This is a genomic window from Longimicrobiaceae bacterium (genome assembly GCA_035696245.1).
GTDB lineage: Bacteria > Gemmatimonadota > Gemmatimonadetes > Longimicrobiales > Longimicrobiaceae > DASRQW01.
Map to the genome: position 1 here is coordinate 1 of DASRQW010000314.1, position 1632 is coordinate 1632.

At 70.5% G+C, this 1632-nt stretch carries 2 protein-coding genes; one reads left to right on the top strand and one right to left on the bottom strand.

Translation table 11 applies throughout. The features are described 5' to 3' along the window. Positions 1-759, bottom strand: a 759-nt coding sequence (locus tag VFE05_14755) for a protein phosphatase 2C domain-containing protein (GenBank protein ID HET6231330.1), incomplete at its 3' end; no start/stop codon positions are given. 489 nt (positions 760-1248) lie between these two features. Between VFE05_14755 and VFE05_14760 the strand changes: the two genes are divergently transcribed. Next, positions 1249-1632, top strand: a 384-nt coding sequence (locus VFE05_14760; GenBank protein ID HET6231331.1) for a hypothetical protein, incomplete at its 3' end; no start/stop codon positions are given.

The window sequence follows — 1632 nt, forward strand, 5'->3', positions numbered from 1 at the left end:
ATCCGATTCCTCCGAGGCGATGCCGGCCAACTCGTGCGGGCGCACCAGGCCCGAGAGCCCGTCGCTGCAGATGATCAGCGTGTCGCCGCGCCGGATCTGCTGGTGTGTCAGGTCGATCGTCACCTGCGCTTCCGGCCCCAGCGCCTGCAGGATGATGTTGCGGCGCTCGCTGGCGTCCGCCTCCTCCTGCGTCATCTCCCCGGCTTCCACCAGGCGCTGCATCAGCGACTGGTCCTTCGTGAGCTGCTGCGCCTGTCCGCCTCGCACGAGATACGCGCGGCTGTCACCCACCTGCGCCAGGAACAACCGGTCACCCAGCAGGCCCGCGATCGTGGCCGTCGTCCCCATGCCGCGGTGCTCCGGGTTCTCGCGAGCGAAGCGGTGGATGCGCGCGTTCGCCGTATCGGTGGCCTCACGGAGCGCCTCCGCGAAGTCCTCGGGCGAGGTGGCGGCGGTGTTGCGCCACGACTCCCGCAGGACGTCGATCACCGCGTCGCCGGCCATGCTGCTCGCCAGCTCCCCCGACGCTGCCCCGCCCATGCCGTCGGCCACCAGAAACAGGAGGCCATGCGCCGGCACCGGGAGTTCGCGCGGCACGGAGTCGAAGCCCACCGGCTCGCCCACCTCGAGATCGGCAACGAGAAACGTGTCCTCGTTGTGCTCGCGCGTGTGCCCGACGTCTGTCAACGCGAAGACCCTGGCGACGACCGGGGTCTGCGGAGAAGGCGATCGGTTCGGATGCGGTGCGGAAACGGTCACAGCGTCATGAGGCGGGCCGGTGCGATCTGGGGGAAGGTGTGTCTCATCCCTACGGACCGGAACGCCGTAGGTTTTACCGGGCTGGCCCCGGCGAGAGATTCCACGAGGGTTCGGCGCCACCGATGCGACGTTTCCCGGGAATCTTCGGTAAAGATGGACGCGGTTTCACCGGTGGGTCAAATCCCGCGCGCTGGAATCGGCGTCGAAGTGCACACCGCCCGCCGTCCCGGCCCTCCCTCTCACCACGCGGTACCGACTTTGGCTCGAACGATTCTGCCACGACGCCACCTTTCCTCGTTCCGCTCAGCCCTCGCACGCGCCGCCTGTGCCCCCGCCGGACGACATGGCCCTTTCCAGGTGATGCTCCTGGCGATCGCCACGTCCGCAATGGCGGCATGTGCGTCCACGGGACCGCGTCCAGCTCCCGCCTCCGCGGCCCGAGCGGCATCCGCCGCTCCGGCTCCGCTCCCGCTGCCGCCGGTCACGCCGGTGCGCGGGGCTCCGCTGGCGTTGCGTGTGCAGTATCCGGCGGAAAACCAGGTCATCGCGAGTCGCGATTCCAACTTCATCCTCGGCGCGGTCGGGTCGGGGGACGCCGCGCTCACGATCAACGGCATCCCCGTGGCCGTCGCCGCGAACGGCGCCTTCATCGGCTGGCTGCCCAACCCGACCGGCACGTCGCCGAGCTACGTGCTGCAGGCCGTGCGCGGCGCGGACACCGCGCGCCGCACGCTGCGGATCCGCTATCCCGCGCGGCGGCCGCTCGCAGCGGGTGGCTCGCTGGTCGTCGACAGCGCGTCGCTGGCGCCAGGCGGGCGGACGCGCGCACAGCAGGGCGAGTTCCTTCGCGTCACGCTGCGCGCACCGTACAAC